Origin of the sequence: Tolypothrix sp. FACHB-123, from assembly GCF_014697075.1 — a bacterium.
GTDB lineage: Bacteria > Cyanobacteriota > Cyanobacteriia > Cyanobacteriales > Nostocaceae > Aulosira.
Genome location: NZ_JACJRE010000026.1, coordinates 19,155 through 35,201, shown reverse-complemented (window position 1 = coordinate 35,201; position 16,047 = coordinate 19,155). Strand labels below are relative to the sequence as shown.

9 protein-coding genes are annotated in these 16,047 nt (G+C 39.7%); 6 read left to right on the top strand and 3 right to left on the bottom strand.

Annotated features, from left to right (window positions below):
* Positions 1-49 precede the first annotated feature (49 nt).
* Positions 50-4,831: a tetratricopeptide repeat protein gene (locus H6G41_RS17930; protein WP_190747540.1), complete on the top strand. Its 4,782-nt coding sequence runs from the start codon at positions 50-52 to the stop codon at positions 4,829-4,831.
* 100 nt (positions 4,832-4,931) lie between these two features.
* Here H6G41_RS17930 and H6G41_RS17925 read toward each other — a convergent pair whose 3' ends face one another.
* Positions 4,932-8,912 (bottom strand): DUF2157 domain-containing protein, encoded by a 3,981-nt coding sequence (locus H6G41_RS17925; RefSeq protein WP_190747539.1) that lies wholly within the window; start codon positions 8,910-8,912, stop codon positions 4,932-4,934.
* A gap of 291 nt (positions 8,913-9,203) precedes the next feature.
* Positions 9,204-10,325, bottom strand: coding sequence for a universal stress protein (locus H6G41_RS17920; RefSeq protein ID WP_190747586.1), 1,122 nt, complete (start codon positions 10,323-10,325; stop codon positions 9,204-9,206).
* A 101-nt stretch (positions 10,326-10,426) separates the two neighbouring features.
* Here H6G41_RS17920 and H6G41_RS17915 point away from each other — a divergent pair, with 101 nt between their 5' ends.
* The 5 genes from H6G41_RS17915 to H6G41_RS17895 all read left to right on the top strand — a co-directional run bounded on the left by H6G41_RS17915 (position 10,427) and on the right by H6G41_RS17895 (position 14,564).
* Complete coding sequence (locus H6G41_RS17915; protein WP_190747538.1) at positions 10,427-10,660, top strand: hypothetical protein; 234 nt, start codon at positions 10,427-10,429, stop codon at positions 10,658-10,660.
* 105 nt (positions 10,661-10,765) lie between these two features.
* Positions 10,766-11,425 carry a general stress protein gene (locus H6G41_RS17910; protein ID WP_190747537.1) on the top strand — a complete coding sequence of 220 codons (660 nt, stop codon included), beginning with the start codon at positions 10,766-10,768 and terminating at the stop codon, positions 11,423-11,425.
* Between the two features lie 168 nt (positions 11,426-11,593).
* The gene (locus H6G41_RS17905) at positions 11,594-12,601 is read left to right on the top strand and encodes a mechanosensitive ion channel family protein (protein ID WP_190747536.1); all 1,008 of its coding nucleotides are present in this window, start codon (positions 11,594-11,596) and stop codon (positions 12,599-12,601) included.
* Positions 12,598-13,968 carry a DUF2254 domain-containing protein gene (locus H6G41_RS17900; protein ID WP_190747535.1) on the top strand — a complete coding sequence of 457 codons (1,371 nt, stop codon included), beginning with the start codon at positions 12,598-12,600 and terminating at the stop codon, positions 13,966-13,968. The genes H6G41_RS17905 and H6G41_RS17900 overlap by 4 nt, the downstream gene beginning before the upstream one ends.
* Positions 13,965-14,564 carry a hypothetical protein gene (locus H6G41_RS17895; protein ID WP_190747534.1) on the top strand — a complete coding sequence of 200 codons (600 nt, stop codon included), beginning with the start codon at positions 13,965-13,967 and terminating at the stop codon, positions 14,562-14,564. Before H6G41_RS17900 ends, H6G41_RS17895 begins: the two co-directional genes overlap by 4 nt.
* 315 nt (positions 14,565-14,879) lie before the next feature.
* Here the strand turns inward: H6G41_RS17895 and H6G41_RS17890 are convergent, their stop codons facing one another.
* Positions 14,880-15,971 carry an AI-2E family transporter gene (locus tag H6G41_RS17890; RefSeq protein WP_190747533.1) on the bottom strand — a complete coding sequence of 364 codons (1,092 nt, stop codon included), beginning with the start codon at positions 15,969-15,971 and terminating at the stop codon, positions 14,880-14,882.
* Between the last annotated feature and the right edge of the window lie 76 nt (positions 15,972-16,047).

The window sequence follows — 16,047 nt, the reverse complement described above, 5'->3', positions numbered from 1 at the left end:
AAATACTGATTGTGAATCTTGTCAATCAGAATACCTTAGGGTTTGAACCATGAACTTTCGGCTGAAATATATTGTTCTTATTGCATCTTCTCTGCTTTTATCCGTTGCAATTCCTTGTGTATCTAAAACAGGCGAGACGCTGATATCACAGGCTTTTGCACAAAACCTAACAAGCGACAACCGGAAAGTAGAAGCAGATAAACTATTTCAAGAAGGGGTACAGCAATATCGGCGTGGGGAATATCCCAAAGCGTTGCAGACTTATCAACGGGTGCTAGAAATACGGCGACAGTTGGGGGATAAAGCTGGAATCGGAGAAACCCTGAATAATATCGGACTGCTTTACAACGGTTTACAGCAAAACGACAAAGCATTAGAAATTTTACAACAAGCTTTAACAATTCGTCAGGAAATTAAAGACCGTGCTGGCGAGGGCGAAACCCTAGATATTTTGGGTGGGGTTTACCTCAGTTTGTCACAAGATGAAAAATCGCTACAAACTTTACAACAAGCCTTAGCAATTCGTCGCGAAGTAAAAGATAGAAATGGGGAAGCAGTGACTCTGAGTAAAATGGGATTTACTTATTTTTTCTTGAAAAAACAAGAACAAGGTTTGAAACTTTTACAGGAAGCACTGGTGTTACACCAAGAACTAAAAGACAAGTTTCAAGAAGGATTTACTCTATTTAGAATAGGACAAGTTTATTGGAATGCAGATGATTATACTCGCGCTTTGGAATGGTACAACAAGTCACTAACAGTAAACCGAGAGGTAGGAAACCGTGCTTGGGAAGGTAGAAGTTTGCAGCAGATAGGAGCAATGTATTTTGAGCTAGAGAAATACGAGCAAGCAATTCAGTATTATCAGCAGGCTTTACCTCTAATTCGAGAAGCAGGAATTAGCCCAGCAGAAGAAAATATTATCTCGTCAATAGGAAATGCCTTAAACGATCTTAAACAATACGATCAGAAAATAGCCTTTTATCAGCAAGAATTAGTTAATGCGAGAAAATCTAATAATAAATCCTTGCAAGGTAATATTCTTCAATGGATAGGAAATACTTATTTTACTCAAGAAAAATATGACCTTGCTTTAGAATTTTTTCAGCAAGCACTAGTATTTGCACCAGAGATAAGATATAAGGATTTTAAAGCTAATATTATTGCTGGAATAGGAGATTGTTATTTTAGGAAAAAACAATATCAACAAGCAATTAATTTTTATCAACAAGCAATTGTGGCTGCGAGAGAAGCAGAAGAGACTAATATTGAAGGTAAAATCATCAATCAAATAGGAAGTTCTTACTTTCTCCAGGAACAATATGACTCAGCTTTAAAATTTTATCAACAAGCACTTTCACTTGCCAGAAAAGCTAAAAATGAATCTCTGGAAATCAATATTATTTCTAATATAGGGAATACTTACGGTAATCAAAAACAAGATAAACTGGTGATAGCTTTTTATCAACAAGAATTACAAAATGCACGAAAAGTAGATAAAAAGTTAGTACAAGGTAACATTCTCTTCTTTTTAGGCAATACTTACTATGATAAAGATGATAAAGCGCGGGCTTTAGAATTTTATCAGCAGGCATTAACTCTTTTTAAAGCAGTTAATGCTCAGGATATGCAGCTAAAAACTCTGATATTAACCATGCGATCGCACTACTCAATCGCTTTCTCTGCTAAAAACAAAAAAGATTATACTTTCGCTATCAACGAAGCTCATAAAATTATTAATTTAGCACCAAAAGGGTTAAAGATTGCCAAAAATTTGAAACAAAAATCAGATGAAAAGGAGTCTATTAGAATCCAAAGCAACGCTTATACTTTAATAGGAAATATCTATCAAAATTTAGGAGATTTAAATAAAGCACAGGAATTTGCTGAACAAGGTCTCAAACTTGCCCAACAGTCTGAAAATTTGGAAGCGGAAGATTTTGCTTTATCTATTCTAGCTATAATTTATGGATCACTAGAAAATCAAACCAAAAAAATTGAACTCAATCAGCGACAGTTAGAAATTGCTCAACAACTTAAAAACCCGATTTGGGAAGTGCTAGCTTTATTAAATATTGCCAGTAGTAACCAGGTACTAGGAAACTACCAAAAAGCGATTGAATTGGCAGAGCAAGCTTTAACAACGATAGCAGCGATTGATATTAAAAAATTATCTCAAGAGCAACAATCTAATGCTTGGCAAACAAAATCATTTGTTTTTTCAAATTTAAGTAGGTCTTATCTTGCATTAGCAGAGTATGATAAAGCTTTAAAATTTGCTCAACAGCGTCTTGATTTAGTACAGACACTAAAAAAACCAGAACTAGAAGCACCAGCATTAATTAGTTTAGGTGATTTATATGCTGCGCTGCGAGAATTTGATCGGGCTATTAAACTTATTCAACAAGCTGTAGATATAGCTAAACAAATTAAAAATTCTGCTATGGAAGCAGATGCATTAAAGCAACTTGCTACAGTGTATGTTGCAATGGGAAATTATTCACAAGCTACGGAATTAGCAAAATTACTGTTGGAGACAGCAGACAAAACCAAAAATATCAAACTTAAATTAGATGCACTGAATATCCTTAAGGATGTTTATACTGCTCAAGGAAACTTGCAGAAAGTTCTGGAATTATTACAACAAAGCTTAACAATTGCCAAGCAAGATAAAAATCCCTTCTCTGAATTTTTGGCACTAGTTAATCAAACCACATTTTACGTGTCCCCACTTGGAGATTATCAAAAAGCCCTCGATTTATCTCAACAGGCGTATTCGACAGCCAAGAAACTGCAAAACCCCCAATTGGAGGGATTGAGTTTATTTTTGCTCGCTTATGTACACTTTGCTAAAGGCGAACCGCAAAAAACTATTGAATTGGCTAATCAGGGGTTAGCTATTTCTCAAAAAACAAAGACGATTTGGTTAGAAATGTTAGCGAATGTAGTACTAAGTGTAGGTTATGGTGATTTAAATAATGACCAAAAAGCAATGGAATCAGCCCAAGCTTACCTAGCACTTACGAGAAAAGCTCAAAGTCCTAAAGATGAAAAAACTGCACTGACACTTTTAGGGCTGATTCATCACAAATTTGGTAGAAAGCAAGAGGCAATAAATATATATAAACAAGCTTTAGCAATTAAAGTTTCAGCGAAAGCTGTAGGTGATGATTCCAGTATATATGCTGGATTAGGTCGTGCTTATGCCGATTTAAATCAACCTGAAGAAGCGATTAAAAATTTTAGAGAAGCTTTCATTCGTGCAGAGGAAATAAGACGCGGTTTTCAAGGACTGACACCAGATTTACAAGCATCTTTTTGGCAAACAATCGCTGGCTTTGACAAAGTAAAAACCGTTGATATGTATCGTCAATATGCTGATTTATTACTTAAACAGGGACGTACAGCAGAAGCACAGCAGGTATTAGATTTAATTAATGTACGAGATCTCAGAGAAGCGAGAACTCAAGCAAAAAATAACTCTTTAATTGCTTTGGGATTAAAGATTAAAGAATGTGATGAACAAAAGAAATGTTCCCCAAGTGAAAAAAGTCAACTTTTAGACCAAGTTGAGGCTATCAATACCCAATACGATCAAGACTTAAAAGCAATCGAAGAAGAGATACGTTCCCGAATTGAAAAAGATGATGGTGCTTTTGATCCACGAATTAAAAGTAAAGCTATAGAAATTGTGGAAGCCCAACCAGGTACAGTCATGATTTCTCCTTTTGTTCTAGAAGATAAAATGTGGTTGCTATTGACTGCACCTGGAGGAGTACATAAGGCTGTTGAAGTGCAAGTTAGTAGAAAAGATTTAGGAAAAGCAGTCAAAGAATTTCGGAATTTGATGGAACATTGTGAAAAACCTGGTGTTGTTTGCACGGCTGCTGATATTCCCAAAATACAATTAGCTAGTCAAAAGCTATATAACTTACTGATTAAACCCTTAGAACCAGAGTTGAACGCAAACCCAGTGAAAAATCTTGTATTTGCGCTTGATAGGGTGGTGCGTTATGTTCCTATGAGTGCATTGTATGATGGCAAACAATATTTAATTGAAAAATACAGCGTTCACAACCTACTTTCATCGAGTCTAACAGATGTTAAAGAACCCAACTTACAAGCAGGTAAAGATACTCAAGTATTAGCAATGGGTGTATCTGAAGCTGTGGGACAATTTTCTAGTTTACCGAGTGTTCAACAAGAAATTGAAACCATTGTTAAAATTTATCCGGGGTTGCAGTTCCTGAATAAAAAGTTTGACTTTCGGACTCTACGAGATAATCTTGCTGGTAAGCAAATTTTACACCTAGCTACTCATGGTGAATTTGTATCTAACAAACAAGCTAAGAAATACGAGTCATTTATACTCTTAGGAACAGGCGATTATTTAACGATTCCTAAAATTAAAACTCTGACTGGCTTGGGAAAAGTTCATTTAGTTGTACTGTCTGCTTGTCGTAGCGCCCTTGCTGATTCACTTGAGCAAGATGGGATAGAAATTAACTCTACGGCTCATGAGTTTATGGTACGTGGTGCTAAATCTGTAATCGCTTCTCTATGGTTAGTTAGTGATGCTAGTACTGCCCAATTAATGCAAGAATTTTATAAAAATTTAGCTACTGGTAAAATGACAAAATCAGAAGCATTACGGCAAGCACAATTGAGTTTATTACACGCGAATAAAGTTACGAAAGGAAATGATAAACAACGTGGTGGTATTGAAGTTAGACCCAAGCCTGGTGCATCTCCAAGAAATCAAGACAATGCAAATAATTATGCACATCCTTACTATTGGTCACCATTTATTTTAATGGGTAATGGATTATAGTGGCACATCAATAATATTCTAGAGGGCATGGCACTGCCATGCCCATACCATATGTGGCTTTCTTTTTGCAAATTGGGATAAAATTCAGTTACAAATTCCCCTATTGCCAATGATGAAATTCATCATTGGTATTGCGCAATAAGGAACTAATCTGCGCCCGTCGGGTTTCAAAGTTAGCAGCGATAGAAATCAAAACTATCCCCACAAACAAGCCAACTACCCATTTTAAAAATGGATAACGCAGGCTGAAAATTACTAGCTGGTAAATACTAGTAAATAAAAAGACGGCTGTACCCACATAGAGAAAGGCGCGAATTCGCAATCCTAAGCCGGCGAAAATAGCAATTAAGCTGAAAATTCCCGGTATGACGGCGGTATCTTGATTAAAGAAAACAGCCCAACCGCAAATTAAGCCACTCCCCACCATCCTTAAACTGTGGCGAGTTCCTTTACCTTCTGGTAGCCTGAGCCAAGGATCTATTTGGGCAATATACAGTAAAGATAAACCAATGACTGTGACATACCACAAACTATCATTGAGGCGTAAGTCAGCAAACCAGCGACATAACGCCCAATCAATTAAGGCGGCGCTGATATAGGTAAAGCGGATGTTGTTTTCTATTTTGGCGAGGAAGATATAGTAACAAGCGGCGATCGCTAAAGTAATCGGGTAAACTTTCAGGCTGGTTTCCGCTAAAATTATCAGTGGGATAATATATGCAGCGTTGCGCCAAGGTCGTCTTGACCAGCCCCAATCCTCCCAAGGTAAAATGTAGAGGAAGTAGGCAAACACACAAGCGATCGCACCATTCCAAGGTACTAATACATGACTGAGAAGATGCTCGACAATTGTCCCCCGCCAATATATTCTCAGGGCGGCTAGTTGTAATAAACCGAGGTACACCCACATCTCGGCTATGGTGATGTTACCCAGGATTTGGCTAGATGCAGTAATATTCCTGCCTTCAAATATTGCATACTGAATCAAGACAATTCCCGTACCCAAACCTAACAGGCGATTCACTTCGATGGGTGCAAGAATTCCCGCTAATAACAGAAAACTACTCCAAGCCCAGTGCAGATGAGTAATGGCTTTTAATTGTCTGGGAGTTAGGCGTAAATAATCCCCTACCCAAGGTGATAAAATCCGGTAGGCGTACATAATGCCTGTACCCAAAGCTGCCATTGCAATTAATGCATCCCCATAAGCGCCACCTTTGGCTTGGGACATTTGGTAAAACAGCAGTTCATAAGCAGAAAGGGAAACACCAATAATTCCCAAATACAGCAGGGGTTGGAATTTCTCGGTTCTGCGCCCAACACCAATGAAAATTAAAGCTACGCCAAGAGAACATAAGCCTGTCCAACTTTCAAAGGTATCTAAGCGTAATATCACACTTAAGACAGCGTACACCAATGGCAGAATATGCAAGCTGCTGAGGCGTACTTGATAGCGTCGTCGCCACCATTCTCCCACAACTTCGGCGCTTAAACCCAAGGCAATATTCGCGATCGCCATATTTACTGTCGAACGTCCCCAAAAGCCAAGGATTTCTGCTACCAGTAATTCTAAACCCCAGCCGATACCGTAAAACGCCCAGTTATTAGGTTCGCGCCAACTGCGATAGACAATACCCGCCAAGGTGATGGCGATACTAGTTAAATATAAAACTCCCGGTGTCTGAAATTTCTCGTAAACAGCCAGGGAATGGACTGTCAGTAAGAATAATTCTAGACTACAAAATGCGATCGCCCATTTATCGCTAGCCTTTGCATATATAGTTGCGAGTGGGTTGTTTTGGCGAATTAAAACTGCCCGCCCAAACCATAAACTAAAAGTAGCGATCGCGCCTACTAAAAACCAACCTGCAACACTTAAATGGGGTAATCCAGGTATTCCTTTCCACAACAGCGTCCCGATAAAACTCAGTCCAAAGCCTAGAGTAATTGCGGCTGTTAGTTCGTAGCGTAAATAACTCGTATTAAAATACATCACCGCCGTAGCTACTGCTAAAGCGATTAATCTTGTCCCTGGTAAATGTATAGTTAGTAACTGCGCCAATCCTAAGGAGACAATACTCAAGGTAGTATTAACTCTGCGCTCCTGGGTATTGTTACGGCTGGCGATAGCTGTGAGAGTTAACGGCGTAACTAACCAGATAATTCCCCACTGGTGCTGACTGCGCACCTGACCATACCAAGCTGATTCGCCATTTGCCCAAAGTAACATATAACTGGCGGCGGCTAATCCTAAACCAATCAGCCAAGCACTTTGTCGCCAAATTCCCTGAGTTAGACTTAATCCTAACTCCACCACCATCAACACTAACAAAATAGTTGCCCAGAATTCCCTACCCAAAGTTGGGAATAACCAATTCACAGTCGAGCAAAGCGTCAAAACTCCCATGATGTGGGTGAGATATACCAAGGGAGAAGATTCTGTTTGTCTGGGTAAGCGGCGTTTGGTGATGTTAACTAAAGTGATGGTAGATAATAATAAATTGAGCGATCGCAATATCGGATTTACCAAGGCGATTGTCGTTAACACAGTCCCTAAAATCAGCGTCAATCCATCACCACAGATTACCAACTGGCGCTTTTGCTGACGATAAAACAAATCCGTCAACCCCGCCATTAAAAGCAGGTAGGGAAAGAAAGCAATACTCAACAAAGCCCAAGGTTCATTTTGGGAATTAGTTAATTGTGTACCAAATGCGATCGCTTGTGCTTGGATATTTGCAGGTACTAACCGCCAACCTAACCAAATCGCCTGTAAACCAATGACAAATACTGCAACGAAATCAGTCTGTAAACTATACCTTTGCAAGCGACTTCCATAAAACTGCAAAGCCAACCCACTCACAGCAATAGCTTGCCCCGGATAGTTGAAAACTGCAACCAACCAACCCAAGAATAGTACAATGCTGCCCAGTCTTTCCCAGATGATAAAGGCAGACAAGGAAGAAATTACTCCCCCTGCTCCCTGCTCCCTGCTCCCACCTCGCAGGCTGAGCGGAGCCGTTGGCGCAGCCTCTCGCAGAGAAGCCTGCTCTGTTATCTCCCGCTGCGCCAACCAAGTCATTAACCAGCCGCAAATACCAATCGCTAACCCCAGCTGAGTAACATCTACTTGGACAATAAAAATTGCCCGCATTAATAGAACTATCAGGGCATATACAATAATCGCAGCTGGTAAGCGAATTCCTAAACTAATGCGGCTACTACCTTCAGTCGGTGTAGCATCTGGAGTTTTCTGTCTGCGGTAGCGATTATGATAAATAGTAATAATAGTGGTGCCAATCATTGCCAAATAAACGGCAATTAGGGGAAAATTGGGTAATTTCCAACCCCAATGTAAGAAAGATAAGCCCAGAATATTAACTAACAGTAACTTATCAGTACGTAAATTAATCGAAAATAGACGATTACTGAACAGTAAAGTAGTCATCACTGTCAGGGTTGGAGCTGCGATCGCCACCGTAATCCAATCTAAAGGATTGTGCCACAGTTTAAAACTGTCCATTGCCCAAAAATTGACAGGAACTAATAACAGACTCACCAAAAGTAATGTTTGCGCCGTCAATCGCAAGTTATTTTGTTTCGCCGCCCAAAAACCGAAGCCCCAAAAGCTTAAAGTATAAGCAAATAAAACCCCATACTGTCCCGAAGCCGGAAACCTTTCCCATTGACTCGCAGCCAGTACCCCAGAGGATACCACTACTAAAAATACGCCTAAAAACAGCAACCAACGGACACTCAATTCTTCACCCAAAGACTGCAACATGGTCGTGAAAAAATTGGGTTTTGCTGGCTTAGCTGGTTCTGCTGTGACTGGCGATACTGTTGATGGTATAGAAATTCCCTGTAACATCTCTACAGGTAATGGTTTCACCGGATCGACAGTTGCTTTGACTACGGGAACCTGCACTGTTATCGGACACACAAGATATTCGCGACAAATTTGTCTAACTTGGCTATCCGATATCAAACCGAAACGCAACCATAAGTCCAGTCCCTCCAATAACTGAGGATGGTAAGATGGCAGCTTAATTTCAAATCTTAGCGGGATATCTGGTAACATAAACCGCATCTGTATAAGGATATACGTTTATCAAATCTTGCTAGAAAATATATTGTGGCTGGATATGTGCCACTTAATTTACCTAACCAATACTCAGTAAGCCTACGATAGGGTAAGAGCAAAGCATCAATTTATTTATTAATTGTTAACAGTTGACTGTTGACTGTTGACTGCGCCGCACTGAAGCTCACTCGAAGTGTTGACTGTAATTTAGGTATTGGTGCGTTGCGCTAGGCGACAACACACCATACATTTAATACTTTATATTAATTACGAATTACGAATTAAAAATTATTTTTCCGTTGCAATAATATGCAAATCAATATTTTGTTTTCTAATTAACTCCATCAATCGTTGGGTAAAAGAGCCTTTAATCCATCTTTTCCATCTAGGCTGTTGAGTTTCACCAACGACAATTTGAGTGATGCGATACTTAGCTGCAACTTGAGCAATTTCTTGAGCTACATTCGGACTCTTAACATGTAAAAATTCTCCACCAAATTCTTTACATAATTTTTCGCAAGTATCGATGTGTAAACTTTCTTTTTTCGTCAGGAAGCGTTCGGGGTTGGCGACAAAAATGGCATAAAGTCGCCCATTCATATAATTAGCAATACGTGCGCCTCGACGCAGCAATTGCACGGAATTAGGATAAGTTGATATACAAACTAAAACTCGTTCGTGAATATTACAGCTTTGTGCTTGTAAAGGAGAAGTGTTTGCTTCCTCCTCAACTGTATCTGCAACTTCTCTTAAGGCGAGTTCGCGTAAAGAAATTAAGTTACGACGCTGAAAGAAGTTTTCTAAGGATTGCTGGATTTTTTCAGATGCATAAATTTTGCCTTCCCGCAAGCGTTCTTCTAGAGTTTCGGGAGTCACATCAATAACAATAACCGCGTCAGCTTCATCAAGTATCCTATCAGGAATCCGTTCACGCACGACAACGCCTGTAATTCTAGCTACCAAGTCATTTAAACTTTCTAAATGCTGAATGTTGACGGTGGAGTAAACATCAATACCAGCAGCTAAGATTAGTTCTACATCTTGGTAGCGTTTTTCGCGCACCGAGCCAGGTACATTAGTGTGCGCCAGTTCATCGACTAATACAAGTTGAGGCGATCGCTTGAAAATTGCATCAGTATCCATTTCCTGCAAAGTCACTTGTTGGTGAATAGTGATTTTTTGAGGAATCACCTCTAAACCTAGAGCTTTTTCTGCTGTTTCTTTGCGTCCATGAGTTTCCACAATCCCGATGACAACATCAATCCCATCTTCCTTGAGCTGATGTGCTTCTTCTAGCATTTTGTAAGTTTTACCGACACCGGGAGCCATACCGATGAAAATTTTATGCTTCCCCCGGCGATCGGGGCGGATGTAAGAACTATCAGGGGAGATTGTATGGTTATTCAAAATTTATCTTTAGGCAATTTCAACAAATAAATTATCGAAGAAAAGCAAAGAGCTAGAAAAAAATTACACAGGGACAACAAGGGATCGCATTAAACACATACCCCATGCCCAATGCCCCATTGGCTTTTTTGCTTGCTATGGCGGTAATAGCGATCGCATATGATTGTTATGAGAATGGTGCAATCGCTACTGTTCAAACTAACTTACAGTATCCAGGGTGGTACTCCAAGTATTTCGACCAACAATGCCATCATTTTGTAAATTGGTATACCGTTGCTGGAATTTTATATGATTGCGATTTTATGCCTTGCTGTCTCTGTAATACTGACTTTAGATAGATAACAAGTAAACCTCTTGACTGATGAAAATTTTCATTTGAGAAGAGAGACTGTAACAGTAATTGAACAAATGTGAATACATTTGTCATAGTCTTAGGAGGAAAAATGACAACTCAACAATACAAACGTGCAGTTGGTACATTTTCTAACCGACAAGCAGCCGAAGAAGCTTTAAATGAACTGCGAAATTCCGGGTTTTCAATGGATCAAGTTTCTGTATTGGCGAGAGATACAGAACGCAATGAGCAAATTGCTGGTACCCAGGTGAGAGATACAAGTGATAATGAGGCTAGAGAAGGTGCTGGTGCTGGTGCAGTCACAGGTACAGTATTGGGAGGTGTAGGTGGCTTACTTGTCGGTCTTGGAAGTTTAGTAGTTCCAGGCGCAGGCCCATTTTTAGCAGCCGGAACCTTGGCAACTACCTTGGCTGGTGCGGGAATTGGCGCAGCAGCAGGCGGTATTATCGGCGCGCTAACTGGTTTAGGTATTCCAGAAGAAGAAGCCAGACGTTACGGCGATCGCGTCTCCCAAGGTGACTACTTGGTAATGGTAGAAGGCTTTGGTAATGAAATTGAGCGTGCTGGTTCAATTCTCAGAAATCGTGGGGTTCGTGATTGGAAAACATATAACATCTCTAATGCTCCCAATCGCACTCCTGATAGAGCCAATGAGATGTATGGCGATCGTCAAAGAACTGTAGATACTCCCGCTACCAGCAATGATTCCACAGTAGAAATTGTTGATAAGCGTCAACAGATGCACTAATTGCAGTGCAATTTTGCATAGCGATCGCAAATGCATTGAGGAGAAAACTTTATTGATGTCCACCAGCAATAAAGCACAATTTATTGCTGGTAGTTTCTTTAAAATTTTTGGCTAGTTACAGCTAGCGTAAGCACTAAATTAGAAAATTACACCCATTAATTTATTAACATGAATGGAGAAATAACCGTAGTTTGGAAGCAAATTCAAGGCATGATCAATGGATTTATTGCACTGCTTCCAAATATGGTGTTGGCATTAATTGTCTTTGTCGTCTTCTTTATCATAGCTAGGGCAATTAAGCGCCTGGTCAAACGAGTAACACGTAACCGTCGTCAAGCTCGTAATTTAGGACTGGTACTAGGACGTTTAGCACAGGGTACAACAATTTTAATAGGGCTGTTTATAGCTCTATCAATTGTGATACCGACATTCAGAGCAGGCGATTTAGTGCAACTTTTAGGAATTAGTGGGGTAGCAATTGGTTTTGCTTTCCGTGATATTTTACAGAACTTTTTAGCTGGAATTTTAATTTTACTCACTGAACCTTTTCAAATTAATGACCAAATAGTCTTTAAAAACTTTGAGGGAACTGTAGAAAATATTGAGACACGCGCCACCACAATCAGAACCTATGATGGTCGGCGGATTGTAATTCCTAACTCCGAATTATTCACCAATTCTGTAACTGTAAACACTGCCTTTGAAAGTCGCCGCTTAGAGTATGATGTGGGTATTGGTTATGGTGATGATATCGACCGAGCCAAGCAATTAATTATGGAAGCAATGCAGAGTGTCGATGAGGTGTTGTCAGACCCTGCGCCTGATGTATTGGTAATGGAATTAGCTGAAAGTACTGTGAATATCCGCGCCCGTTGGTGGGTTAAACCACCAAGAAGGGCAGATAATTTGATTTCACGCGATCGCGTATTAACTGCAATCAAGAAAACCCTCACCGCCAATGGCATAGATCTGCCTTTCCCCACACAACAAATTTTATTTCACGACCAAACCGAAGAAACAGATGGCGATCGCTCCCGTCAGCGTGAAGGTTGGCCGGCTGGGAATCGGGAAGTACCAAAACCTCGCCGCATCAGCGATTCTCTGAGGTTCCTGGCGCAAAAACGTTCCTCTAATGATGGGAATGGCAACATAGATTCTCAATTTGAAGAACAATGAGAAACGTTAAGTTAAGCAAGCTTTGGGATCAGCTCCACTCAAGCTACTGGTTTATTCCCGCAGTTATGGCGGTAGCGGCTACAGCTTTGGCATTCATTATGCTAAGTCTTGACCGCTCTGGCAATGCAGATATTAATTACTGGTGGATTTATACTGGTGGTGCCGATGGAGCGCGATCGCTACTGGAAGCTGTTGCAGGTTCGATGGTGAGTGTTGCTGCTACAGCCTTTTCAATTACAATCGTCGCCCTTCAGCTTGCTGCATCCAATTTTGGCCCTCGGTTGCTACGTAACTTTATGCAAGATACGGGTAATCAATTTGCTCTGGGTACATTTCTTAGTACGTTTATTTACTGCTTGCTGGTACTGCGGACGATTCGTGGCGAGGGAGATGGATACAGCCAATTTGTGCCGCAACTATCTGTTACAGTCGGTATTTTACTAGCAATTATTAGCATTGGTGTCCTGATTTATTTTATCCATCATGCTTCAACTATTATTCAGGCATCCCACGTCATTATCAATGTAAGTGATGATTTAGAGAAAACAATCAAGCGCCTATTTCCCGAAAAAGTTGGAGAAGGTAAAACCGAACAAGACGTTACTGCATCAATTCTCATTTCTTTTGAGGAAGAATCATACCCCATTCCAGCAATGAAAACAGGTTATCTGCAAGCCATTGATGACGAAGAAATCATGAATATTGCTTGCAAGTATAATCTATTGATAGGCTTGCAAACACGACCAGGAAAATTTTTAGTTAAAGGTAGCGATTTAGTCAGAGTTTTTCCGGAAGAAATAGTGAATGCCAAACTTGTCAAACAAATCAATGATGCTTTTATTTTAGGGATAGAACGTACAGAGCAACAAGATATAGAATTTCCCATCGATCAATTAGTAGAAATTGCCTTACGTGCCATCTCTCCTGGTATCAATGATCCATTTACAGCAATTCGTTGTATTGACAGACTTAGTGCAGGTTTTTGCCAATTAATTCAAAGAGATTTTCCTTCACCTTACCGCTACGATCACAATCACAAACTGCGCGTTATTGCGGAAGGAACTAATTTTACAGAATTAATCAATCGCGCCTTTAACCAAATTCGGCAGTATAGTAAGTCGGATGTAGGAGTAACTATTAGGTTGTTAGAAGCTCTAGGGACTATTGCTAACTACACAAATAATCGCCAATATTGTGCATCCCTCAAGCGTCATGCTGAAATGATTTTGCAAGATAGTCGAGAAGGACTTGTGCAAGAGCAAGACCGCCAAGATGTAGAGCGACAGTATGATGCGATTATTAAAGCTTTAGACTACAACAATGCTATTAAAAATTGGAATTTTGTAGAACATAAAAAAACCAGATGAAAAGTATAACTTGGCGAGGATATCGAGCGATCGCTTGGGTAGGACAGGCAGTATTAGCAATCTTTGTAATTTTTGCATCAGTTCAGGGTAATTGGTTAAATGCCTTAGCTTTAGGATTTTTTCTGATTGCATCTTTGGTATTTGTGATTCGGGATGACAAATTACCCACTTTATTTGATTTTTTATTTGTAGTAGCAGCTTTGGTAAATGCGATGGGCTGGGTTTGGGGTTTGTTTTATATGCCGGGGCCCTATGACGAAATTGTTCATGCTTATACAACTTTTGCGATTACCTTAGCACTGAGTTTTTTAGTTTATAGTTCTATATTGAATATTTTTCGGAATCATACACTTTTGTATTTGGTAACTATTGCCAGTTTTGGTATTGCCATTGGTGCTATATGGGAGGTTACGGAATGGTCGGCTGGCAAAATTTTGAGTACTGAAGTAATTGGCAGCTTAGATGATACTATCATCGATTTAATTATGGACTCTTTAGGGGCTGGTTTAGCAGCTTTAATTAGTCTTTGGGCATTACAAGAATGGACAAAGACTCATGCAACATCTGAGTATTCAATTACTCATAGAGGTAGGTAATATGTCAACTGAAGGTTGAAGTCTAAAATTACCTGAATTATCAAGCGGAAAGCCTAAGGTATCAAATATATGGACAGACTTTGCAATTAACAGTCATACCTGAACTACTACCATCACAACCTAATACCCAGCCTTAAATTTATAGGCCAATACAGTTCAGTTAGCGCCAAAAACATTAAGCTGCGTAGGTTGGGTTGAGGAACGAAACCCAACATCTCCAGGAGTTTGTTGGGTTTCACTTCGTTCAACCCAACCTACAATTATCCTTAACTGAACCGTATTAATTTATAGGCAAGTTTTATGTGATAAACTCAGTTACTTAACTAGTGAATTAGCTTGCTTATTATCTGTAATTACAGGTTGTGGTGCTTGATTATCTTTCTTATGTTCCTGCCAATTATTGAGTATATCTTTTACTAGAACTTCTTTGATCCAAGTTTGCAGCACAATTACCAATGGTACAGCCAGAAACACACCTAAAAAGCCAAAAAAGTTACCACAAATTACTACTGCTACCAAAGTAACTGCTGGCAACACATCGGCCTGACTTTTCATAATGAAAGGTAGTATAACTAGGCTTTCAAACTGCTGGATACCAAAGTATAGAGCTACCACCGCAGCAGTTTTCCAAGGCGCTACACTCAAAGCTAAAAGTGCAGGTGGAATTACACTCAATGTTGGGCCTAGGTTGGGAATAAACTCTAGCAATCCAGCTAAAGCAGCGTTTACTAGTGGTAATGGTATTCCTAAAATTAATAGGCCAATATAGCTCAATGTGGCGATAAGTAACATCGTCAAAAGTGTGCCTTTGATCCAGCCAGTTAAAGATGCTGCACACTTGTCTAAAATTTGATCAATCCGCCGACGATAGAAAGCAGGAAATAAAAGTATAAATCCTTGGCGATATGGCGCTGGATTAACTAAGAGCATGATAGTGAGGGCAACAAAGAGCAATAATCCTAAAGCAATGCTCAAAGACCTACTAAGCAATGAAAAGAAGTTATTAATTAGTTGATCTAACCAAGATTGTAAACCTTGAGTTATATATCTCAACCCTCGAATATTTTCTAGCATTTGGTCAGGAATAACATTTAGTAACCAGTTATTCCACGATCGCAACCGTTCTAATGCCATAGGCATAATATCACTAAATTGTTGCAATTGCTCTACAAGACGCGGCACAATCAGGGCAAAGAAACCAACTAAAACAAGCAGCACAAGCACAACTGAGATAGTAACGGCAATACCCCGCTTAATACGAAATCTTTGGAAAAAAATCGCGATTTGATTGAGAATTGTCGCTAAAACTATGGCTGCAAATATCACTAACAGAATTTGCCGAATTTGCCACGAAATGTAAAGACATATAACAAGAGCGAGAAAGCCGATTAATTGTCCCAACCCCACAATGCACCCCCAAGGTTGCTGTTATTTTTAGCAATTTTGTCTACCTATGTAATTTAAAATAGCTACTAAAATACTG